Source organism: Pseudidiomarina sp. CB1 (assembly GCF_024752025.1).
Lineage (GTDB): Bacteria > Pseudomonadota > Gammaproteobacteria > Enterobacterales > Alteromonadaceae > Pseudidiomarina.
Window position 1 is genome coordinate 202,502 of record NZ_JANTPU010000002.1, and the last position, 22,305, is coordinate 224,806.

20 protein-coding genes and 1 pseudogene are annotated in these 22,305 nt (G+C 50.1%); 10 read left to right on the forward strand and 11 right to left on the reverse strand.

What is annotated here, in order from left to right:
• Positions 1 to 176: 176 nt before the first annotated feature.
• Positions 177 to 2,348 (forward strand): catalase/peroxidase HPI, encoded by a 2,172-nt coding sequence (gene katG, locus NV375_RS10310; protein WP_405035621.1) that lies wholly within the window; start codon positions 177 to 179, stop codon positions 2,346 to 2,348.
• Positions 2,349 to 2,388: 40 nt separating this feature from the next.
• On the opposite strand, the gene NV375_RS10315 is transcribed toward katG, so the two are convergent.
• From NV375_RS10315 to NV375_RS10325, 3 genes are all read right to left on the reverse strand, one after another.
• On the reverse strand, positions 2,389 to 2,814 hold the full coding sequence (locus NV375_RS10315; RefSeq protein ID WP_258808150.1) for a secondary thiamine-phosphate synthase enzyme YjbQ: 426 nt from the start codon (positions 2,812 to 2,814) through the stop codon (positions 2,389 to 2,391).
• A 1-nt stretch (position 2,815) separates the two neighbouring features.
• On the reverse strand, positions 2,816 to 3,427 hold the full coding sequence (locus tag NV375_RS10320; RefSeq protein WP_258808151.1) for a porin family protein: 612 nt from the start codon (positions 3,425 to 3,427) through the stop codon (positions 2,816 to 2,818).
• A 139-nt stretch (positions 3,428 to 3,566) separates the two neighbouring features.
• Positions 3,567 to 4,637, reverse strand: coding sequence for a GGDEF domain-containing protein (locus tag NV375_RS10325; RefSeq protein ID WP_258808152.1), 1,071 nt, complete (start codon positions 4,635 to 4,637; stop codon positions 3,567 to 3,569).
• A gap of 144 nt (positions 4,638 to 4,781) precedes the next feature.
• On the opposite strand from NV375_RS10325, the gene NV375_RS10330 reads away from it, so the two are divergent.
• Positions 4,782 to 5,783, forward strand: coding sequence for an ArsJ-associated glyceraldehyde-3-phosphate dehydrogenase (locus NV375_RS10330; protein ID WP_258808153.1), 1,002 nt, complete (start codon positions 4,782 to 4,784; stop codon positions 5,781 to 5,783).
• A complete protein-coding gene (gene arsJ / locus NV375_RS10335; protein WP_258808154.1) occupies positions 5,777 to 6,994 on the forward strand; it encodes an organoarsenical effux MFS transporter ArsJ in 1,218 nt (405 codons plus the stop codon). The genes NV375_RS10330 and arsJ overlap by 7 nt, the downstream gene beginning before the upstream one ends.
• Here arsJ and NV375_RS10340 read toward each other — a convergent pair.
• The 3 genes and pseudogenes from NV375_RS10340 to NV375_RS10345 all read right to left on the reverse strand — a co-directional run bounded on the left by NV375_RS10340 (position 6,979) and on the right by NV375_RS10345 (position 8,458).
• On the reverse strand, positions 6,979 to 7,848 hold the full coding sequence (locus NV375_RS10340; RefSeq protein ID WP_258808155.1) for a bifunctional diguanylate cyclase/phosphodiesterase: 870 nt from the start codon (positions 7,846 to 7,848) through the stop codon (positions 6,979 to 6,981). The genes arsJ and NV375_RS10340 overlap by 16 nt on opposite strands.
• Positions 7,849 to 8,091, reverse strand: a pseudogene (locus NV375_RS12645) (diguanylate cyclase domain-containing protein); the annotation flags it as partial.
• Positions 7,982 to 8,458, reverse strand: coding sequence for a PAS domain-containing protein (locus tag NV375_RS10345; RefSeq protein WP_258808156.1), 477 nt, complete (start codon positions 8,456 to 8,458; stop codon positions 7,982 to 7,984). The pseudogene NV375_RS12645 and the gene NV375_RS10345, both read right to left, overlap by 110 nt.
• A 117-nt stretch (positions 8,459 to 8,575) precedes the next feature.
• Between NV375_RS10345 and NV375_RS10350 the strand changes: the two genes are divergently transcribed.
• From NV375_RS10350 to NV375_RS10360, 3 genes are read left to right on the forward strand one after another with little or no spacing between them, the layout of a single operon-like run.
• Positions 8,576 to 10,057: an NAD(P)/FAD-dependent oxidoreductase gene (locus tag NV375_RS10350; protein ID WP_258808157.1), complete on the forward strand. Its 1,482-nt coding sequence runs from the start codon at positions 8,576 to 8,578 to the stop codon at positions 10,055 to 10,057.
• Entirely contained in the window at positions 10,054 to 10,992 is a 939-nt protein-coding gene (locus NV375_RS10355; RefSeq protein WP_258808158.1) for an alpha/beta fold hydrolase, read from the forward strand. The genes NV375_RS10350 and NV375_RS10355 overlap by 4 nt, the downstream gene beginning before the upstream one ends.
• 18 nt (positions 10,993 to 11,010) lie before the next feature.
• The gene (locus tag NV375_RS10360) at positions 11,011 to 12,093 is read left to right on the forward strand and encodes an SMP-30/gluconolactonase/LRE family protein (protein ID WP_258808159.1); all 1,083 of its coding nucleotides are present in this window, start codon (positions 11,011 to 11,013) and stop codon (positions 12,091 to 12,093) included.
• Here the strand turns inward: NV375_RS10360 and mscL are convergent.
• A complete protein-coding gene (gene mscL / locus NV375_RS10365) occupies positions 12,090 to 12,590 on the reverse strand; it encodes a large-conductance mechanosensitive channel protein MscL (RefSeq protein ID WP_309491687.1) in 501 nt (166 codons plus the stop codon). The genes NV375_RS10360 and mscL overlap by 4 nt on opposite strands.
• 96 nt (positions 12,591 to 12,686) lie before the next feature.
• Between mscL and NV375_RS10370 the strand changes: the two genes are divergently transcribed.
• Positions 12,687 to 13,847 (forward strand): alanine racemase, encoded by a 1,161-nt coding sequence (locus NV375_RS10370; protein ID WP_258808161.1) that lies wholly within the window; start codon positions 12,687 to 12,689, stop codon positions 13,845 to 13,847.
• Here the strand turns inward: NV375_RS10370 and NV375_RS10375 are convergent, their stop codons facing one another.
• The 4 genes from NV375_RS10375 to NV375_RS10390 all read right to left on the reverse strand — a co-directional run bounded on the left by NV375_RS10375 (position 13,848) and on the right by NV375_RS10390 (position 17,738).
• Positions 13,848 to 14,321 carry a nuclear transport factor 2 family protein gene (locus NV375_RS10375; RefSeq protein ID WP_258808162.1) on the reverse strand — a complete coding sequence of 158 codons (474 nt, stop codon included), beginning with the start codon at positions 14,319 to 14,321 and terminating at the stop codon, positions 13,848 to 13,850.
• Positions 14,322 to 14,334: 13 nt separating this feature from the next.
• On the reverse strand, positions 14,335 to 14,928 hold the full coding sequence (locus NV375_RS10380; RefSeq protein WP_258808163.1) for a TIGR00730 family Rossman fold protein: 594 nt from the start codon (positions 14,926 to 14,928) through the stop codon (positions 14,335 to 14,337).
• 11 nt (positions 14,929 to 14,939) lie between these two features.
• On the reverse strand, positions 14,940 to 16,310 hold the full coding sequence (locus NV375_RS10385) for a M24 family metallopeptidase (RefSeq protein WP_258808164.1): 1,371 nt from the start codon (positions 16,308 to 16,310) through the stop codon (positions 14,940 to 14,942).
• A gap of 87 nt (positions 16,311 to 16,397) precedes the next feature.
• The gene (locus NV375_RS10390; protein ID WP_258808165.1) at positions 16,398 to 17,738 is read right to left on the reverse strand and encodes a DASH family cryptochrome; all 1,341 of its coding nucleotides are present in this window, start codon (positions 17,736 to 17,738) and stop codon (positions 16,398 to 16,400) included.
• A gap of 74 nt (positions 17,739 to 17,812) precedes the next feature.
• Between NV375_RS10390 and NV375_RS10395 the strand changes: the two genes are divergently transcribed.
• From NV375_RS10395 to NV375_RS10405, 3 genes are read left to right on the forward strand one after another with little or no spacing between them, the layout of a single operon-like run.
• The gene (locus NV375_RS10395; RefSeq protein ID WP_258808166.1) at positions 17,813 to 18,388 is read left to right on the forward strand and encodes a biliverdin-producing heme oxygenase; all 576 of its coding nucleotides are present in this window, start codon (positions 17,813 to 17,815) and stop codon (positions 18,386 to 18,388) included.
• The gene (locus NV375_RS10400; protein ID WP_258808167.1) at positions 18,385 to 19,626 is read left to right on the forward strand and encodes an APC family permease; all 1,242 of its coding nucleotides are present in this window, start codon (positions 18,385 to 18,387) and stop codon (positions 19,624 to 19,626) included. The genes NV375_RS10395 and NV375_RS10400 overlap by 4 nt, the downstream gene beginning before the upstream one ends.
• Before the next feature lie 9 nt (positions 19,627 to 19,635).
• Complete coding sequence (locus NV375_RS10405; RefSeq protein WP_258808168.1) at positions 19,636 to 22,299, forward strand: EAL domain-containing protein; 2,664 nt, start codon at positions 19,636 to 19,638, stop codon at positions 22,297 to 22,299.
• Positions 22,300 to 22,305: the final 6 nt, after the last annotated feature.

Below are 22,305 nucleotides of genomic sequence, written 5' to 3' on the forward strand. Positions count from 1 at the left end.
GTAGGGTTTTCGATTGACCTAATCTGTTTTTTCAATAGCCTTTGCCGATCTTAATCTAAGAGAACTGGACTATAGTAGTTTTGCTGTTTCGACATCTCCTAAACTATAGAGCAAAGGTGATACCAATGATTAAGAAAACTTTACCCCTCGTGTCAGCTTTGGCACTGGCGGTATCCATGGGCATGGCAGCTATCGATGTGTCAGCTCAGGAAGCTAAAAGCAAAATGTTTTGGTGGCCTGATCAACTCGACTTAACGCCTCTCCGTGATCACGACCAAGCGTCAAACCCTTACGGCGATGATTTTGACTACGCCGAAGCCTTCAAACAAGTTGACCTCGATCAGTTAAAAGCTGATATCGAAGCCTTGATGACCGACTCCCAAGATTGGTGGCCAGCGGATTACGGTCACTATGGTCCATTCTTTATTCGTATGGCCTGGCACGGCGCGGGTACCTACCGGGTTAACGATGGCCGAGGGGGTGCTGGCGGTGGCCAACAACGCTTTGAACCGCTGAATAGCTGGCCCGACAATGTCAGCTTAGACAAGGCGCGCCGTTTGCTATGGCCGATTAAACAAAAGTACGGTCGCAGCGTTTCGTGGGCCGACCTAATGGTGCTTACCGGTAACGTCGCGTTGGAGTCGATGGGTTTCAAAACCTACGGTTTCGCTGGTGGCCGCGAAGACGAATGGGAGCCTGATAATGTTTATTGGGGACCTGAAAAACAATGGTTAGAAGACAAGCGTTACAGTGGCGACCGGGAGCTTGAGAAGCCACTTGCTGCAGTACAAATGGGTTTGATTTATGTCAATCCAGAAGGCCCGAATGGTAACCCTGATCCGCTACTGGCGGCCAAGGATATTCGCGATACTTTTGGCCGTATGGCGATGAACGATGAAGAAACTGTCGCGTTGATTGCTGGAGGACACACCTTCGGTAAAGCGCACGGTGCGCACAAACCTGACGAATGCTTGGGAGCAGAGCCCGCCGCAGCGCCAGTGGAAGAGCAAGGTTTTGGTTGGAACAACAAGTGCGGCAAGGGTCACTCTGAAGACACCATCACCTCTGGATTAGAAGGTGCATGGTCGGTGAATCCGATTGCTTGGACTTCTCAGTACTTAGATAACTTATTTGGCTTTGAGTGGGAACAAACACGTAGCCCGGCCGGTGCGATTCAATGGATTCCTGTCGATGGGCAAGCAGCAAATCTTGTCCCAGATGCACACATTGAAGGTAAACGTCATGCGCCCATCATGTTCACGACGGATTTGTCGCTAAAATTTGATCCTGAATACCGCAAGATCGCCAAACGCTTCCAAGAAAATCCAGAAGAGTTTGAGTTGGCTTTTGCAAAAGCTTGGTTCAAGTTGACGCATCGTGACATGGGGCCACGTGCTCGGTACATCGTCGACACCTCGCCAGCCGAACCATTGTTGTGGCAGGATCCAATCCCTGAGGTTGATTTCACCTTAATCAACGCAAATGATGCTGCTGATATTAAGGCTTCGATTCTTGCGACGGATTTGACCGTAGCTGAGTTAGTGCGCACCGCATGGGCGGCAGCTTCAAGCTTCCGTGGCACTGATATGCGCGGTGGCGTTAATGGAGCGCGTATCGCATTGGCGCCGCAAAACCGGTGGGCAGCGAATGACCCTGAGGAACTCAACCGTGTGTTGGGTGTATTGAAACAGGTGCAAGCTGACTTCAACGACGCGCAAAGCGGCGACAAGCGGGTTTCACTGGCTGACGTTATTGTATTAGGTGGTGGCGCAGCCATTGAGAAGGCGGCCGCTGATGCAGGCTACGATGTGACCGTACCATTTGCCCCAGGCCGCACTGACGCAACCCAAAAAATGACCGACGTGCAATCGTTTGCTTTCTTGGAGCCGACGGCTGATGGCTTCCGCAACTATTACAGCGCCGAGAGCCGTATGTCACCCGCTGAAATGTTGGTCGACAAGGCTGATCTGCTAACGCTGACAGTACCGGAGCTTACCGTATTGGTAGGCGGTATGCGGACCTTGGGTGCTAATTACGACGACGCGAAGCACGGGGTCTTTACGGATAAGCCAGGCCAGTTAAGCAACGCTTTCTTCGTGAATTTGCTGAGCATGGATAACGAATGGAAGCCTAGTGCAACGGAAGGCGTGTATGAAGGCTATGACCGTGCTTCTGGTGAACTGAAGTGGACTGCCACTCCGGTGGATCTGATCTTCGGTTCGAACTCAGAGTTACGCGCTATTGCCGAGGTCTATGCATTGAGCGACTCTGACGAGAAGTTCGTAAATGATTTCGTTGATGCTTGGGTCAAAGTGATGCGTTTAGATCGCTTTGATTTAAAGAGTTAACGATCAAGTGTTAAGTAAAAGGCGCCTACGGGCGCCTTTTTCATGTGTCGTACTGTAAGGTGAGTACTAGTCTGCGTGGGCCTCCGTGATTACGATGCTCGCACAAATAAACCCCTTGCCAAGTACCTAAATTCAAACGGCCGCTGGTCACTGGAATCGACACGCTACTGCCCAACAAACTCGACTTTAAATGCGCTGGCATATCGTCAGGCCCTTCATAGGTATGCACATAATAAGGTGCATCCTCAGGAACCATCTCGTTGAAATGGCTTTCAAAATCTTGTCGTACCGTCGGATCAGCGTTTTCGTTGATCGTTAACGACGCCGATGTGTGCTGAATAAACACGTGCAAAATACCGACATTAGCATCGCGTAACTCAGGTAGAGCCGCTTCGATGTCTTCAGTAATGAGGTGAAAGCCTCTCTTGTAAGGCGTCAACTGTATTTCGGTCTGCTTTATCGGCATTCTAGAATCTAAAGCTTACGCCGGCGCGAAAGAGTTTCTCGTCGGAGTCGGCTTCAGCGCCCAAAATACCATGCACAGCGTCACTGAAGAGAATGCGTGCTTCGGCGCCATAACTGTTGGTACTGTCGTCCATCACGTTGACGTGTCGTAGGAAACCTTTTAGATGGAAGGCTGGATTCAACGCATGAGTGAAACCTACTTTCGCTCCGAAGCCGGTATCGTCTTCGGAAAAACCTTCGACTTCGCTATCCACGTAGACAACCGACGGTTCAAAAAAGAGGTCGGTAGCGCGAGATGCACTGTATTTGAAACCCACACCAGCGTTCAGCATTTCAATATCGGCGTCGAAACTAAAACTGCCAATGGTGTAGTCACCACTTACATTATCGTAGCTTGCGATAACGTACATGAAGTCATTAAATTGTTTTGAAAACTCGATCCCAAATCCGTCGGGTTCAGCATCGATACCGGCTTCATCTTCGTCGATTTCGATGAGCTGATAATAGCCTGAAAAGTAGTCATAAACAGGACTTTCAGACGCTAAAACTGTAGGTACAGAAAACACACTCGCCAATAAAGAAACTTTGGTGAAACTTGCAATGATAGACTTCATAACTTCCTCCATAAATGCGGTTGCAGTCCTTGTGGGACACCTCAGACAGTCAAGTCGAGATTCATGAAGCTGTCAATAGAATGTCATGGCTTTGCCATGTTTTTACCAAGTTGTGACGAGTGTAAACGAGGCTGCAATATCAAGATTCTAATCTTGAATTCGTAATGTGCTTGGGAATTTCCTGAATCGCCGTCACACGGTTGCGGCCCTCAGATTTACTCATATACAGGGCGGTATCGGCGCGCTTCAATAGGCGATTGAAGGTTTCGTTTTGCTTGTGCTGGCTAATGCCGATACTGGCGGTGATTTGAATTTCATGACCTAAGTCGGTACTCCAGGCATGCGAGCCGATGGCGTTGCGTAAGCGTTCGCCAATGTATTCGGCGTGTGCTAAGTCGGTTTCGGGCAGTACAATCATAAACTCTTCGCCGCCCCAACGTCCGATAATGTCATGCTGGCGCAATTCGCGTTGCATGATTTTGGCAATGTATTGCAACACTTGGTCGCCTTTGTCATGACCATAAACGTCATTGATCAGTTTAAAATGGTCAATGTCGAGTAACAATGCCGACAGTGGCAAGCTGTTGCGGTCAGCACGTGAAAATTCGATTTCAGCAAGGGCTTTGGCTTGGCGGCGATTATAAAGTTGGGTTAATTCGTCGATACTCGCAAGTCGATTCAATTTGCGGTTCGCACTACTGATCGACTTAACGTAGAAAAAGCCAAGATAGCTAAACATCGCGAAGACAACGGTAAGATTGAAGAAGAAGACGCCGAGCAAGGCATTCGCCGATATGGGCTGTAATGGCTCGTGCCAATAGCTTTGTAAGTACAGCCCTGTATAGAGTGCAAAGAGAATAACCAACGCGGTGATTGCGGTTTTTCCGCGCATTGTTACTGCCAAGGCAGGAATAAACATCAATAGGAAATAGTGGAAACCACTGCCCCAGCCGATCAGTACCGTTCCTAGTGCGGCATGTGCCACAACTTCGGTCCACACTAAAGCCGTTGCGAGGCCATTCATGCGTTTACCATAAGCATAGTAGGCGACCGCGTACATCATCACACTGATAACGTTCACCCAAGCCAGAATAGGTGATTGCAAAGCGAGGAAAATGCCGAAGAAGGCAATATCAACCGCAGCAGCAATAATACAGGTGCGTTGGGCGACGCGCCAAAACTCTGGGCGCTGACTAGTACTGCGTTCCATGCGATTCCTTGCGTTATTCTTGAGTGATTTTAGTTAAGATAAACTTATAGTAGTTATCAAGTTTTTGCCAGATTTAGCTTAACATTGTTGTAAACGTTGGCGACTATACTTCACCTTACCAACTTTAAGTGATTAGGAGCAGTTATGAGCATCAAAATTGGTATTAATGGATTAGGCCGTATTGGTCGCTTGGCTTTGCGCATTTTTAGTGAGCGTAGTGATGTTGAGGTCATCCAAGCAAATGACCCTGGCGGTGATGCCGCTACCTTTGCCCACCTGCTGCAATTTGATTCGGTGCATGGGCGTTGGTCGCAAGCTGTGCAGGCTGATGGTGATGGGCTTGTCATTGATGGCCATGCGGTGAAATTCACCCAGAACAAAGCTATTGATGACACCGATTGGAGTGGTTGTGACATCGTGCTCGAAGCGTCGGGCAAAATGAAGACCGTTGACGTGCTAAATGCTTATTTAGAACAGGGTGTAAAGCGCGTTGTCGTGTCGGCTCCGGTGAAAGAAGAAGGTGCTTTAAACCTCGTCATGGGGGTAAACGACCAGCTATTTGACCCTGCAAAACATCGAATTGTTACGGCTGCTTCGTGCACCACCAACTGCCTTGCACCAGTGGTGAAAGTGTTGCATGAAAAAATCGGTATCAAACACGGTTCGCTGACCACCATTCACTCGATTACGAATACCCAAACGATTTTGGATGCGCCGCATAAAGATCTGCGTCGCGCACGTGCTTGTGGCGAGAGTCTCATCCCAACATCGACGGGATCGGCGACCGCGATTATTGAAATCTTTCCAGAACTTAAAGGTCGCTTAGATGGCCATGCAGTGCGTGTACCTTTGGCCAATGCATCACTTACAGATTGCGTGTTTGAGATGGAGCGCGAAACCACTGCTGAAGAAGTGAATCGTTTATTGGCCGAGGCTGCCGCAGGCGAGTTGCAAGGGATTTTAGGGTATGAAGAGCGCCCGCTCGTGTCGATCGATTATCGCACCGACCCACGCTCAAGTATTGTCGATGCCTTATCGACTCGCGTTATCAATGGTACTCACGTAAAAGTCTACGCTTGGTATGACAATGAGTGGGGCTATGCGAATCGAGCCGTCGAGCTAGTAGCTAAGGTTGGCGCATGCTAGCAAAGCTGTCGCCGGCGATTCGCCAATACCTACTCGTAACGGGCAACTACTGGGCCTTCACCTTAACAGATGGTGCGTTGCGGATGCTGGTGGTATTGCACTTCCACCAGTTGGGCTACAGTGCTCTTGAAGTTGCTATGCTGTTCTTGTTTTACGAGTTTTTCGGCGTGGTGACGAACTTGTTTGGCGGTTGGTTGGGTGCGCGTTGGGGCCTCAACCGCACAATGAATATCGGCCTTGGCTTGCAGGTGCTGGCGCTTGGTATGTTACTGGTACCGCCAGCCTGGCTGACGGTATTGTGGGTCATGGCGGCACAGGCGTTGTCGGGCATTGCCAAAGATCTGAACAAAATGAGTGCGAAGAGCACGATCAAACTGTTGGTCCCAGACAGTCAGCAAGGGCAGCTCTATAAGTGGGTCGCCATCCTGACCGGTTCAAAAAATACGCTTAAGGGTGTCGGCTTCTTTCTCGGCGGTCTGCTCTTAACGGTGCTGGGTTTCCAAGGCGCCGTATTAGCGATGGCGTTGATGCTGTTGGTGGTTTGGTTGTTAAGCCTCGTGTTTTTGCGCAAAGATGCCGGCGTTGCGAAGAATAAACCGAAGTTTAAAGAACTTCTTTCGAAAAGTCGGGCGATCAACATTCTTGCCGCTGCGCGTTTTTTGCTGTTCGGTGCGCGTGATGTATGGTTTGTTGTGGCATTGCCAGTGTTTCTGGCGAGTCAGCTTGGTTGGGACCACTGGCAGGTAGGTGGTTTTTTGGCTGCTTGGGTTATCGGTTATGGCTTTGTCCAAGGGGTGGCGCCACGTGTAACAGCGACAGCGGAAACGAGTCCGCGACGGCAGGCTGTGCTCTGGGGCGCATTACTCAGTCTTAGCCCGTTACTGTTAGCTGCGGCGCTATGGCAAAGTGCGCCTATTGCCGTAAGTATTATGCTCGGTCTTGGCCTTTTTGGGGTGTTGTTCGCGGTGAACTCGAGCCTACATAGTTATCTCATTGTGGCCTATGCGCGTGCCGACGGCGTCTCGTTAGATGTGGGTTTTTATTACATGGCCAATGCTGCTGGGCGCTTACTGGGTACGGTATTGTCCGGCTGGATCTATCAGAGTTACGGATTGGTCGCTTGTCTAGTTATTTCTGCGGCGCTAGTGCTGCTATCAACCCTAGCGATACGCGGATTACCAAGCCGTGAACCCACTCAGTCTTTGAAGTAACGTTCAGCGTCAACGCTTGGGCGGCCGAAGAGATAACCTTGGAAAAATTCGCAACCCAACTCTTGTAGGCGTGCAAATTGCTTTTCGGTTTCCACACCTTCGGCAATCACCGCTAAATTCATACTGCGTCCGAGGCTGATCAAGGTTTCGGTTAACAGCTCGCCTTTGCCGTGCTGGTCAAGATCTTGGACGAAGGCCCGATCGATTTTCAGTTCATCCAATGGCAACTGGGTTAGATATGCCAACGAGGCATAGCCCGTACCGAAGTCATCGAGTGACATCGACACACCGAGCTCACGGAGACTGTTCATTTGACTGACAATGAAATTAATGTCGCCGGCCATAAGACTCTCGGTCAACTCAAATCTTAAGTTGTTTGGATTTGCGCCGGTGCGCTTGAGCAGCTGCTCCACACGCGGCACGAAGTCGCGTCGGCGGAACTGAATTGGACTCACGTTGAGTGATAATTTGAGGTGCTTTGACCTTGAGCTGGTTGCCCAGCGCACTAAGGTTTCACAGCTCTTTTCTAAAACCCAGTCACCAATTTTTAAGATGGCTCCAGTGGTTTCAGCTAATGGAATAAAGTCCGCTGGCGAAATTTCACCAAGTTCGGGATGCTGCCAACGTAGCAAAGCTTCGAACCCAATGAGCTGTTGGTATTTATTGACCTGAGGTTGCATGGCGAGACTAAGCTCGTGACGTTCAATAGCATGATTGAGTGCTTGAGATAACTGTAGACGTTGTTTTACCGCAGACTCCATTTTTCGATCGAAGAAGCTGATAGCGGTGTCGCTCGATCGCTTCGCTGTTTTCAGGGCAATGTCGGCTTGTCTTAACAGCTCGTCTCCAGCCATTGGGTTCGGACATCGAAACAGGGTAATGCCAATACATGCCGAGAGTTTGTGACTTGCGTCATTGAGTGTTAGTGGCGTCTCGAGCGCCTGCAGGACTTCAATAGCTAGTTGTTCGGCCTGTGCAGCGACCGCATCATAAGAGGAATATACGCTTGGCAGGACAATGGCAAACTCGTCCTTGCCAAGGCGTGCAAGATTGTCGGGCGACTGAGTTAGCCGGCGGAGGTATTGCGCGCATGTCAGCGTCCATGCAAAACATGATCGGTTCATCATTTGGTAGCGCCACCACGGTATGGCTTGAATAAACCGGCACCGTACTGCCGTCTTTGTGTTTAAGGTTCAGGCGTGCTGTCGGAATGCCTTGTTGGTGCTCGAACATCCAAGCCACCGCTTGTTTAACATCTTCACGCATTTCGTCTGGAATGATTAGGTCGTAAAGACTTTGTCCGAGCGCTTCCGGCGTTGCGTAACCGTAGATCTTTTCTGATGCGGCATTCCAATACACCACGGTGCCATCAGCACGATAGCCCTGAATCGACATGGCTTGAGTGTCATCAAAAAGCTTATGAAACCGTGCTTCGCTGCGTTGCTTATCGCGGTCATGGGTCATGAATGTGTGCCGTTAATTGAAGAGTGTGAGAACTGTTAAAAGTTACTACAAGTGTAGAATATGATTGATAAAACCGTTAATTTGTAGGTGACATTTACATTTTGCGGACACTCAACTTTGGCGACGGCACAACACACCTACAACGTCATCATTATTGGTACTGGCTTTGGTGGTCAGTCAGCGGCTTTGCAGTTGTTACGCCAGGGAATGACTGACTTTGTGATGCTCGAACGTCGCGCGTTTATGGGCGGAACGTGGTGCCAAAATTCTTATCCGGGAGCGCAAGTTGACGTGCAGTCGCCGTTGTATTCGCTAGCAAGTGAGCCGTATCCATGGTCACAAATGTTTGCTGAACAGCCCGAGCTTGAAGCCTACACTAAGCGAGTACTGGCGAAACATCGGTTGGCTGACAAAACCAAACTGAACACTAACGTTACAGAGCTGCGTTGGCTCGATGAACCGCAACAGTGGCAAGTGACGACCAGCCAAGGAGTATTTTTTGCAAAGTCGGTTATTAGTGCTCAGGGGCCACTAAGTAATCCTTTGATACCTGATTTTGCCGGCCAAGAAAATTTCCGCGGTACACGTTTTCATACCAATGCATGGGATCACAGTTACGATTATGCTCGCAAGCGTGTGGCGATTATTGGCAGTGGCGCCAGTGCCGCACAAGTGATTCCGGCGATCGCCAAGCAGGTTGAGCATTTGCATGTGTTTCAGCGTACGCCACACTGGGTTATGCCGCGTCCCGATCGCAATTTTGCGCCATGGTTTCGCAAGCTCTTGGGGGTAAAGCCTTTTTATCAAGTGGTAAGAAAAATCATTTATTGGGCGCTCGAATGGCGGGTATTGGCGTTCAAATACTCCCGCACGCTACTGAAGATTTTTGCCGAGCGCGAAGCGCGCGCCCATCTCCGAAAACAGATCGCAGATGTAGAATTACGTCAAAAACTAACGCCGGACTACACCATTGGCTGCAAAAGAATTATCGTATCGAATACGCTCTACCCTGCATTAGCGAGTGACAAGGTCACCTTGCATGACCGCAACGATGGCATTCGGGAATTTACCGAACACAGTCTGGTAACCCAGCAAGGACATGAACTCGAGTTAGACTTGGTCATCTATTCAACGGGGTTCAAGGCTACCGATGGGGCACTCGGTTTTAATGTGGTCGGCCGCAACGGGCAACGCCTCGATGATGCTTGGAAAGATTATCCGCGGGCTTACTTAGGAACCATGATGCCAGGCTTCCCAAATTTGTTTTTGGTCACCGGTCCGAATACCGGTATTGGTCATACGTCAGCTATTTTTGTAATAGAATCGCAGATGATTTATATCATGCGGGTGATACAGGAATTGGCGCAGCGTGATGCCTCGAGTGTAGAGGTTACTAAGGCAGCAGAACAACGCTACACTGACAAAATTCATCATGAGATGGCTCGCACCGTTTGGCAAACGGGTGGTTGCCATAGCTGGTATCAAAGTAACAGCGGTAAAGTTACCGCCATGTTTCCCGGCTTCAGCTTTGTCTATCGCTACTTAGCTTGGCGCTTTCGGCCACAAGACCACAACTTTAAACACGGAGCATCGACATGAGAAAATTTTTACTCGGTGTAGGTATTGCCTTTATTGTCTTGTGGGGGGCGACCTGGCATCCATTAACTGGACAGCTGGTCTATCAGGGCACGCAGCGCATTGAAGCGGCGCTTTACGGTTTTGCGAAAGGTGAGGTTGCTTTGGGTGACATTACTTTTTCAGTGTACCGGCGCACTGCGCAGCGAGAGAATGCGCCAACGTTGTTGCTGTTGCACGGCTACACCGCCTCGAAAGAACTTTGGTTACGCTTTGCGAATCGCATTGATGACCGGTACAACATCATCATTCCAGATTTGGCCGGTCATGGTGAAACGGGCTTTGACCCACAATGGAGTTATAGTCCAAGTGCTCAAGCCACTCGGTTAGAACGGTTGCTTAATGCGTTCGACATTAACACGGCAACGGTTATCGGTAATTCTATGGGAGGACTGATTGCTGCGAACTTTGCGCTGCAATACCCCGAGCGAACCGATGGCATTGTGGTCATTGACCCAGCGGGTGTGACGGCTCCGGTTCCGAGTCGTGCCGAGAAACTCTTCCAGCAAGGCCAATCACCGTTTGAAATTGATGGCTGGGAAGACTTTCAAGAGTTTTATGCCATGACCATGGCTGAGCCTCCTTATATTCCGGAGTTTGTGCTGCGCAGCATGGCCAAGCGTTATCAAGAACACAAAGCGGAATACATTCAAATCGCCGAAGATTTTCGCAATCTCGATCAGCTTGATGGGCGTTTAAATGAAATTACCGTACCGTCATTGATTATTTGGGGAAGTGCTGATCAACTGCTCGATGTGAGTTCAGCAGCAGTGTGGTATAAAGGCATTCCCAACGCCGAACTCGAGATTTTTGAAGGTGTTGGGCATATGCCCATGGTCGAGCGCCCAGCGCAGACCGCTGAACGTGTCGAAGCGTTTGTAAACAAGCACATAGAATAACAACAGGGACTTCAGATCATGTCGAAACGTCATGCGCTAGCGCCGAGTGCGGTCATTGTTGTGCTGGTTGTCATTGGCTACCTATTATTTTGGCCGGTACCTATCGAGCCGCGGGCGTGGAATGCCCCGCGTGATCAAGGTTTTGTCGGTGCTTATGCACAAAATAATGCTCTGCAGGACGCGCAGTCAGTAGCTTTGCCGCATTCGCAGGGACCAGAAGACATAGCTTTAGACAGTGAAGGCCGGCCAGTATTTGGCCTGCTGAATGGTGATATTGTGCGGCGCGAACACAATGGTGAGTTCTCTATTGTGACGACGACGGGTGGTCGTCCGTTAGGACTAGAATTCGGCCCAGATGGCACTTTATGGATTGCTGATGCCTACTTAGGACTCATGCGCTGGTCAGTCGAAACCGGACTTGAACTTGTGGTGACCGAAGTCGATGGACGCGAGGTTCGTTACGCCGATGATGTTGACGTTGCTGCCGATGGTACCGTTTATTTTTCCGATGCCTCGTCACGTTTTGCTGCGGACCAGTACGGCACTTACCAAGCGAGTTTGCTGGATATTATGGAGCATGCTGGCAATGGCCGCCTACTTGCCTATGATGCGAGTAGTGGTCGTACGTATACCGTGCTTGGAGGTTTGCACTTCGCTAATGGCGTTGCGGTAAGTCATGATAACCGTTGGGTACTGGTCGCCGAAACCGGTAGCTACCGTATTCTGCGCATTGGTATTGGTGATGATAACAATGGACGAATTGAAGCCGTGATGGAGAACCTTCCGGGCTTTCCCGATAATATTAATGATGCGCCCAACGGTAAGTTTTGGATTGGTCTCGTTAGCCCTCGCAGTGCGCCCCTTGATGCGCTATCGAATTACCCTTTTGTGCGCACAATTGTCCAGCGCCTACCTAGCTTTATGCGTCCACAAGCGCAGCGCTACAGCCATTTAGTTGCGATTGATGTGAATGGTAATGTGTTGCGCAGCTTGCAAGATCCGACTGGGCAATTTGCACATGTGACAGGGGCTGCTGAAAGTGATACGAAACTTTTTCTCAGCAGCCTCCATGAACCAGCCTTCGCGGAATTAAAGCTCTAACTCTCAGTAGGTGGTAGCTCTGACGTGCAGTTTGGACAGCGTGTGGCTTTTAGCGGTATTGACGAGAAGCAAAAATCACAACTCTTGGTCGTCACCGGCGCTGGCTCTTCTTTTGTGCGCAAGCTATTCATACCTTTAACCAGCCAAAAGACGGCAAAGGCAACAATGACAAAGCTAATTGTATTGGTAATAAACAGCCCGTAATTGATGGTTACGGCACCTGCTCCTTGGGCATCCGCTAGGGCCACATAAGGGCCTGGGTTTTCGATCCCAGCTTTAAGAACGATAAACATGTCATTAAAGTCGACGCCGCCAAGCAACAGACCGATGGGTGGCATGATGATGTCCGCAACAAAGCTTTTCACAATAGTGCTAAAAGCACCACCGATGATGATACCTACGGCCATATCCACGACATTGCCTTTCATGGCAAATTTCTTGAATTCATTAAACATGGTGAAGCTTCCTTGAAAGTCATGAACATGACGTATGTTCATGTACGTGATGATCTATATAGCTGTTAAGTTGAGTAAAAGGTAGCTTTTTACGAATTTCTTCACTCTGACTTGTGAGCTTGCGGAAGCTCTTCCATAATGGGTTCATCTCATTTAAGCCAGATGGTGCTCGCGATGATCAACCTCGCCGATTTAACGACCCCTTATTTGTTGCTCGATACTGCCAAAATGACACGTAATATTGACCGGCTGCAAGCGCACATGGACAAGCTTGGCGTGACGTTACGACCGCATGTAAAAACGGCGAAGTCGATTGATGTTGTGCGGCGTTTATTTACCAATGGCGTGGGGCCGATCACCGTGTCAACGCTGAAAGAAGCGGAATACTTTGCGGAGCATGGCTTTACTGACATTACGTATGCCGTGGGGATTAGTCCTGATAAATTGCCGCGAGTATTAGAGCTATTGCGGTCCGGCGTCACGGTGCGTGTATTGCTCGACAGCATGGCCCAAGCGCAGGCTGTGGTAAGTTATGCGCAAAAAGCCGGCGTTACGATTCCGGCATTGCTTGAAATTGATTGTGATGGTGAGCGTGCGGGGCTGACCAAGAATGACCCTAAAATCGTCGAAATTGCGCAGCTATTGCACGAAAATAATCAATTTTCGGGGATTTTAATGCATGCAGGGGGCTCCTATCATTGCCCCGATAAAGCCGCAAAAGAGGCCGCTGCTGAACACGAGCGTGCCACCGCGGTAGCTGTGCGCGACACGCTACAGAAGGCTGGCATTGACTGCGCAACGGTAAGCGTGGGGTCGACGCCGACCGCTCACTTTGCGAAAAACTTAAGCGGTGTTACCGAAGTCCGTGCCGGGGTTTATGTCTTTCAAGACTTGGTTATGGCCGGATTACATGTTTGTGCGCTTAGCGATATTGCGATTAGTGTTGTGGCGACGGTGATTGGTCATCGACCGGACAAGGGATGGATTATGACCGATGCTGGATGGATGGCGTTATCACGCGATCGCGGTACGGCTCAGCAAGAACTTGACCAAGGCTACGGGGTAGTGTGTGCGATGGATGGTACACCGTACCAAGATCTTATTGTGAGTAGCACCAGCCAAGAGCACGGAATCGTAGCGGTGCGCAAAGGCAGCAAAGCGAAGTTACCGCCATTGGAAGTTGGCGACCAGGTGCGGATTTTACCTAATCACGCTTGTGCCACGGCCAGCCAGTTCGAAGGTTATGTGGTTCCTGACAATAACGAACTGGTGTTCTGGCCGCGCATCAACTATTGGTGATTAGTCAGCGGTTTGTGGTGTGGCGGTACGAGTGGCATTCCAATTAACTGCCTGCCACTGGCCTCGGCGTTCGACCATCACGCCGGTATTCAAAAACGTCTCGCGGTTGCCCGTGGCGACATCGGTTGAAACTAAGGTGAAGTTGATAATAATGCTCGGCCCAAAAGCTTTGAGCTCAATGTCTTCGGCGGTATACCATGCGGTCACTTCATCTTCAGGAATCATGGTCGTGTCGATCATGCCTTCCATCAGTTGCGACTTACCAAAACGCACCCCAGACGAACTTGTGTAGGTTAATTCTGGTGCCCAAAACACATCATGGGCGTGTACGTCATTCACTGAAGCACCGTAAAGAAAGTCCTCGACGGCACTGGTGACCGCAAACTGTTCTGCATCACTAATTGGACGTGCCTCTTGCGCCGAAGCAAGGGGAGCAAAAATAAACAGGCAAACTGCTAGAACTATTGAACGCATAAAAAATCCTTACTTAAGTTTCGTTGGCGTTGATCCATTTAGGCTGCGTGGGTGGCTCGTAAGCTGCCATGAGCTCCAACAGGGTGTGTGGGTCATTATGGTTAAGTAATAAATGGCGGTGCTCGTCGCGAATAAAACCCTGCGAAATCGCGCCTTCGAGAAAGCTTAATAAGCCTTCGTAATAACCGTCAACATTAAGTACTGCACAGCTTTTTTGATGGAAGCCAAGTTGGGCCCACGTTAACATTTCGAACAGTTCTTCTAAGGTTCCCATACCGCCGGGTAGCGCAATGAAGCCATCGGCGAGCTCCGCCATTTTGGCTTTGCGAGCGTGCATGGATTCGACCACATGAAGTTCTGTGAGTCCCTCATGAGCAAGCTCCTTGTCCACTAAAGCTTGCGGGATCACGCCAATCACCTTGCCGCCGTTAGCCAACACACGATCAGCAAGAATGCCCATGAGGCCGACGCTTGAGCCCCCGTATACCAGCGTAATCCCCGCTTGACTGAGTTCGTCGGCGAGTTGTAGCGCAGCGTCTTGATAGACGGGGCTGAAGCCAGGGTTGGCACCGCAATAAACACAAATACTCTGAAATGAACTATTCATAAGGATTCCTGCTAACGAATAACATGCCATTGCGTCTGGCGACCCGCTAAATAAGTGACGCGTTTACCGTCAAATAATGCACTTTGTTCAAGCATAATTTGTACGTTTTGGCCGTCCCACATGTCGAGTGGAACTTTGGCATTCCCCTCAATGGCATAGGCAGTGTTGGCATACAAAGGCCAGTCACCCCGAATCGGTGTCGGGCCTTGATTGTCCCACATGCCAATGGTGGGGCCTGGGGCATGCCCGTAAAAGCCTAAAGGATGCGTGTAGGTGCTGGTGATCATGCTTTCGGCAGTCGTTTTTGCGATGGTTGCGTCAAGCACTTCGTTACCGGTGCGACCGACCTTGAAGGCGTCGGTCAAGTGATTTTGCCATTGGTTACCCACAGCCAACGCGGCTTGTAGTTCTGCGGGGACATCGGTCTCGCCAAAATTGAGGACATAACCAAGTTCTTGAGTGTCTGTGCACAGTTTAAGGTAACAAATTCCCACATCTGTGTGGATAACATCGCCACGTTGAATGGTCTTGCCACTTTGTCCACAGAACGGCTGTTCATCGGTACAGCCTTGGTCTTTGCGTTGCAAGGTTACATAGGGCATGAACCAGACTGGCAGTTGCAGCTCGGCAAAGCGCTCGCGGATATACCATGCGACATCCTCCGTGGTCGTGACGCCTGGAGTAATAACGCGGTTACTAAAAGCTTCCGCAATGACGGCCCGCGCTAAACTGACCACTTGCGGGTAAACTTCGATTTCTTCCGCTGTGCGAGTTTCAACCCAACGCACCACAAGCTCTTCAGCAGAGACGAGACGCTGTGCTAACTCGGCTGGCAGTACTTCTTGCAAGCGTTGTTGCAAACCATGGGTCAGGCCATCGGCGACTGGCCAATCGCGAGACACATTAATGCCAATGCGTTGCGGGTTCTTGTCGGCGATTAAATCTGCGAGAGCTTGCCACTGCGCATCAAGTTCGCCGCCGGCCCATGCTGATTCGTAGGGTTCACCAAGTGGATAACGATTGACCGAAAGTCGTTCGATGCTGCCGTCTGCTAACCGGTTAAAGACCAGCATGGTGGTTCGCCGTGCGGCAAAAGTGGGCTGCGGTACCAACGTGTAATACACAGGATCTTCTGCGTACTCACGATTGATGATCAGCCACATATCGAGTTCAGCTTCGTTCATCAGTTTCGGTAACAGCTCAGTCAGCCGTGTGTTAAGCATACGATTTTCGGGCTCAATACGGTCTTTATAGCTGAGTACGGAAAGGTTGTCGGCGCTGGTAAACACGCGCCCTTGGTCAGCCTCGTAGGCTGCGGCAGTAACGCTTACCTGCGGTGCCACTAGGGCCAATCCGAGTAGTGCTTTTATTATTGTTTTCATAAGGCTACCTCATAACGCAACCTAAGGGTTGCTGATGTATTGAGCATGCCGTTGATAGTAGCGGTGATTGCCTGGCAGAGGCAAGCACTACGTTGAGTGTGGCCAGTCTGCGGCGTCGATCCAATCGGGTTGAGCGGCGACGTCACCTTGCCAATGTTGAATGAACGCCTGGTTCGGATCGTACTGTTGCGTTTGCTTGTCGAGGTCAAAACGGCGATGGCCGCGCGGATCGGCGCCAACGCCTGCAAGATACTGCCAATTGCCCCAATTGGAGGCAACATCGTAGTCGATGAGCTGCTGTTCAAAAAAAGCTGCGCCATAGCGCCAGTCAAGTTGGAGTTCATGAACGAAGCAACTGGCAACCAGCTGCCGTCCACGGTTCGACATGTAGCCCGTGGCATTTAATTGGTTCATACAGGCATTCACCAACGGATAAGCCGTGGTACCACTACACCATTGTTGCCAGCGCGCAGCATAGAAGCTGGTCTGCGGTCGTTTACCTTGGATGCCCGCAAAACGAAACAGAACATGGTCATACTTATGGGCATACCATTGAAAGTATTCGCGCCAGAGTAATTCAAAAAAAATCCAGTAGGTACTTTCATTGGCACCTTGGCTTTTTTCGTAGTTACGCAGTTCATGTTGCACGCGACGTACACTTAACGAGCCATTGGCGAGCCACGGCGATAGTTTTGTCGACGATGACCAGTCGTCGAGCGCGTTACGGGTTACCTTGTAGCTGCTGGCTGAATCACTTGCAAAATAGCTTTGTAGGTGTTGCCATGCGGCGCGTTCGCCGCCAGTAAAGTGCGGATTTGCCGTTGTCGTTATCGCTGGTAATACACTGGCGTGTTTACGTACCCATGCGTCGATAAAGGGCGGCGGTGGGGGTAACTGGCGTGGTGGCGCGATGGGTTCGGCGATCGCGTCACGTAAATTGTCGTTTTCGAGTGTGCGGCGGAATTTGGAGAAGCTTTCAGGGAGCTCAGCAAGCGTGAAAGGGAATTGCGCCGCTCGAAAGAGCGTATTAGTGCAAACAACATGGTGCTTAATGAGCGGGTAACGCCGCTGCAAAAGCTGCTGATAGACACGCTCATAGTAGCCAGCATGTTCACTGCTGTAGACGACATCGATCGGATAATGAGCCAACAGCTCAGCGAACGTGTGCAGAGGGCTTTGCATGGTGACAATAAGCTCTTGGCCTAGCGATTTTAGTTGGCTACGTAAATCCGTTAGGGATTCAAGTAAAAAGCGCCATCGGTGAGCCCCAATCGTCAGCAACCCATATCGGTTAGCTTGAAACCATTTAGGGTTCACGCAGTAGATAAAAAGTAACTGCTCACATTCCTGTGCAGCTTTATGAATTAGTGGGTTATCATCTAAGCGCAAATCTTCGCGTAACCAAATGATTCCAGTTCGATGTGTCATGGATTGCCATCATTGTCTTAATGTGTCTAGTATTACGTAACTCAGGCTTATCTAGATCGGATGTAAGGTCCAACATGACGCAGCTGTTTCAAGATCTCAAACAAGCGACCTGTAGTGCACACCGAAAGTTGGATCATCATCCGCTTCTCGCGCGGTTAATGCACCGTGATTTAACGTTCACACACTACCGTGAAACGCTGGCGCAAATGAGGCTAGCGCACTCGGAATTAGAAGATCGAGTCGTCGATTTCTGGCGTGTAAAAAAGCATACTTATCAACCCGAACCTCGCAAGCATTTGCTAGAACAAGAATTGCAGCAGCTTGGGGTAAGTATTTACCAATTACACCCTGCTACTGACTCTGGTGAAGGCCAAGTTGCGCCCCTTCATTCCTTAAGTGAAGCGGTAGGAGCAACTTATGTGTTAGAGGGTTCGCGACTGGGTGGCATGGTTTTGGCGCGGGCGATCGAAAAGCGTCTTGTGGGGCACCGCTGTTTATTCTTCAGCGGCGACGGTGCATGTCACTGGGAAAATTTCCAACGGTTTTGTGCTGATGCTAGCGAGCACATAGAGCGATCCACTGCCATCACTACCGCTGTACAAAGTTTTGAACGTTATTATTCTGTCATTAACACAAAGAGGATTGCATGACACAGCAATTGGTTCGCTCAACGTCGTTAACGGGTGCCGTTATTTTAGGCCTGGGCTCGATTATAGGTACTGGCGCGTTCGTCAGCGTTGGCTTCGGTTATGCATTGGCGGGTGAATGGTTACTTTACGCTATCGTTTTGGCTGCTTTTATTGCCTTATGTAACGGGCTCTCTAGCGCTCAACTCGCAGCGATTCACCCCGTTAGCGGTGGCACCTATGAGTACGGTTATAAGTTCCTAAATCATGACTTAGGCTTTATTGCCGGCTGGTTTTTTATCGCCGCAAAGAGCGCATCGGCTGCGGCAGCTGCTCTGGCAAGTGCTTGGCTGGTTAATCAATATTTGGCCTGGCCTGAGTGGGCGGTGGTTCTGTTAGCGGTGAGCTTTCTCATCTTCATCACCTTGTTGGTGCTCGCTGGGTTGCGCCGCTCGAATCAGGTGAATGCGCTTTTGGTCTGTCTAGCGATTGCTGCTCTTTTGACCTTTGTTGTGTGGTCAGCGCAGGCGCCGCGACCGACCGCAAGTTATAGCGAAGACCTCGCATTCAATCTTAAAGATTTTCTAGCTGCCGCAGCGTTACTTTTTGTGGCCTATACTGGCTATGGACGTATTGCCACCATGGGTGAAGAAGTAAGAGAGCCGCGCGGGATCATTCCGCGCGCGATTGTGCTGACAATGGTTGTGGTGAGTGTGCTTTACCTAGCGGTGGCGTGGGCATTGCTGCAGCGCAACCCGCTTTATATTGGCGAAGACTTCATTTTGACTCAGCTCATGACGCCGGGGCTCACTCGTGACTTTGTTTTTGTTGGCGCCATTTTAGCGATGCTTGGCGTCACCTTAAATTTGCTGCTCGGGGTATCGCGTGTGGTGTTGGCAATGGCACGTCGCGGTGACTTACCACGTAGTTGGGCAAATTTGAACGTTACCCGCACAGCTGCCCCCAAGGCTACGATGGTAACAGCGTTGGTAATGATAGGTATCGCCGCCTTGGGTGGAATTCGCTTGGCATGGACTTTTAGTGCCTTTACTGTATTAATTTATTATTCGATTACTAATTTGGCAGCACTTCAGGTACAACATGAGCAACGGTTTATCGGCAAAATATGGTCGGTGCTAGGGCTCGTTGGATGCATTAGTTTGGCCGCAATGTTAGATGTGAACACAGTCTTTGTGGGACTGCTGGTGTTGGTCGTGGGTCTTGCTTGGCATCGTTATCGCTTTCGTTCACAACGAACCTAAGGAATAAATTTGGCGTTTCAGCAACTTGCTTGGGAACATCAACTTTTGGTTTATGGCCTGCTCCTCGCTGTGGCATCGATTGCTGTCGGCTGGTGGGTAGGCCATCGTGAACGAGTGCGTCTAGCGCGCTTAGTGGCCGCTAAATTCCGTACCTTGGCGTCGTTGGCGCAGAATAAATCATTGGAAGAAAAGCTCACTGACATCTGCGCGCTGATTGAAGATCAAATCGACGATGCACTGTGTTCAGTGATGTTGGTCGATGATCGCAAGCGAGAACTGAATGCTGCAAGTGCACTAAGTTTACCTGCTGAATTTGTTGCAGAATTACAAGGATTACCTATTGCTGACGGCGTGGGTGCTTGCGGTACGGCTGCCTATCGTCGGGTTCCAGTGATCGTCTCGGACATGTCGAAAGACCAACGTTTCGATGCTTTCCGCGATATTATTCAGCGCTTTGATTTGAAAGCGTGCTGGTCGTATCCAGTGCTGTCTCCAGCACATAAAAATGTGATCGGGACCTTCGCCGTTTACTTTCGTAAGCGTCGGCAGCCTACCCTGCGCGAACTTGATTTGTTGCAGCGTAGTCGTGACTTGGTAGCGTTAGTTATCGATCAGCACAATGACCGTGTGCAGCGTGAACGCAGTGAGCAACACAATAGGTCGTTATTTAGCTATAACCCCGAAGCGGTTTTTACCCTCGATTTAGAGGGTAACTTTATGAGTTTGAACCGCGCCGGTTCGGACTTGATTGGCTTTGATGAGTTAGAAGTTTTGGGTCAGCACTATGAGCTGGTAGTGCCGGAATCCTATCGTGAGCGAACGCGAGCCCACTTTGAAGCCACCAAAACCGGTAAACCGCAGCGCTATGAAATAAAAATTTATAACCGTAATGGCGAGTTACGGGATTTAGACATCACTAATATGCCCATTATTATTAATGGCGAAATCACCGGTGTACACGGCATTGCCAAGGACATGACCGTTCAACGACGCAACGAGTCACGGCTGAAAATTCTCGAACGTAGTGTTGAATCGAGCAATAACGGCGTGGTGATTAGTGACGCGAGTCAAAAACCTTACCCAATTATTTATGCCAATCCAGCGTTTAAAGAAATCACTGGCTATCAGGACGACAATGACTTGCTCGGCCGTAGCTGTAGCTTTTTGCAAGGTCCGGAAACGGATCCGGCAACGGTAGCCAAGATCCGTCATGCGCTGCAAACCCGAACCGAAGTGCGTGTGACCATTCTTAACTACCGCAAAGACGGCACGCCGTTTTGGAACGACTTACTCATTTCGCCTGTGCGCGATGGTGACAAAGTGACGCACTTCATTGGTTTGCAGAGCGACATTACCGACCGAGTTGAACGCGAAGAAGCCCTCGAATTTATGGCCAAGCATGACGTGCTTACGCGTTTACCGAACCGTAACGCACTGGAAGATCACCTTGCGCGGGCACTGGCGATGACGGGTGAGGATGCTGCACAGGTCTTTGTTTTATTCATCGATCTAGATGGTTTTAAACCGATTAATGACAGTCTTGGCCATGCTGTTGGCGACCGTATTTTAGTGGAAACTGCTGAGCGCCTGCGTCAACAAATAGGCCCAGGCGACTTGCTCGCACGTTTTGGTGGCGATGAGTTCGTAGCAGTAGTTACCAGTGTGCAAGAGCGAGAACAAGTAACGTTGTTAGTAGGGCGCCTATTGGCGCAGTTTCATAATCCTTACCGCTTTGACGACTTGGAAGTGTCGCTGTCAGCAACGGTGGGTATCGCCGATAATAGTGCTGATTTTAACTATCCGGTCGAGCTAATCCAGCGCGCCGACGTGGCGATGTACGAAGCCAAACGACGTGGTGGCAGCTCATGGCATTGGTATAGCTCTAATCTCGATGCGGGCATGCAACAACAAGTTGAACTACGTACCCACCTGCAAGAGGCAATTCAGAAAGAGCAGTTTGAGCTGTTTTACCAGCCGATAGTCGATAGTTTGGGTAAGCCGCGTGCAGTCGAAGCATTAGTGCGCTGGAATCACCCCGACAAAGGCTATATTCCGCCGAACGATTTTATTCCATTGGCTGAAGCGACGGGGCAGATTATCGCCATCGCGGATTGGGTTTTTGAGCGCACGTGTCGTGATACAAAGGCACTCGTTAACGCTGGTTTAGATAGTGTGAGTGTGAACTTTTCACCACTACAGTTTTACCGCGATGACTTTATCGAGAATGTCGCTGCGACGGTGCGCGATTATGGCATCGAGCCCGGGCAGATTGTAATTGAAATTACCGAAAACGTGTTCATGCGTGATAGCGAACACATGATTAACCTACTGCATCAACTGCGTGAATTAGGATTGCGCGTTGCGATTGATGACTTTGGCACGGGCTTTGCCAGTTTAAGTTACCTTAATCAACTGCCCGTTGATGGCATCAAGATTGATCGCACTTTTATTTCTGGGATTGATAACGCCGGACGCAATTCAGCGATAACGCGCGGGGTCTTGATGATAGCGAAAGAGCTTGGTGTGCGAACGATTGCGGAAGGTGTCGAAACGGAAGGTGAGCGCGAGTTTGTGGTGACGCATGGAAGTGACCTAATGCAAGGCTACCTGTTCTGTCGTCCGCAGCCGTTAGAGACTGTATTGAAGTGGGTAGCCGAGCAGGGTAAGGCATAGTTATCC